Annotated in this window: 1 protein-coding gene; it reads left to right on the forward strand. The window is 57.5% G+C overall.

Annotation, left to right across the window (positions count from 1 at the left end; genetic code table 11):
• Positions 1-208: 208 nt before the first annotated feature.
• The coding region (locus tag AC0IYH_RS29525) for a hypothetical protein (protein ID WP_471837606.1) at positions 209-419 on the forward strand (211 nt) is incomplete at its 3' end.

Genomic DNA, 419 nt, shown 5'->3' on the forward strand with positions numbered 1-419 from the left:
CGCTCCTACCGAGTGGCTTACGCTTGGCCTAAACGCCCAGATTGTATCACCTCGTAAGTTCGGCTGTTTGGGAACGGTTCCGGCTTCCCGGGATCGGGACGCGTCGCTCTTCTATGGAGCGAACGGGACTTATTGTAATCTGAACTCCGATGGCTCGGTTCGAACCAATCCGGCGACGCCAGGTGAAGTACTGCCTCCGCGTCAGATCGTGCGCCGCGGCACGGCGTTCAATTCGGAGTGGCTGTATAATTTGAACCTTGATGCTACCTTGAAGGTGCCTTCCGATTTGTTCGATGGCTTCCTGCGAGTATCGGTGCTGAACGTCTTCAACATGTCGCAGGCACTCGACTATCAGGAAATCGGGACAACAGGTGGCGGTGCGCCGCGCGCCGATTACCGCGCGATCACCGGCTATCAGG

It is taken from the genome of Pseudomonas sp. AC463 (assembly GCF_979253585.1).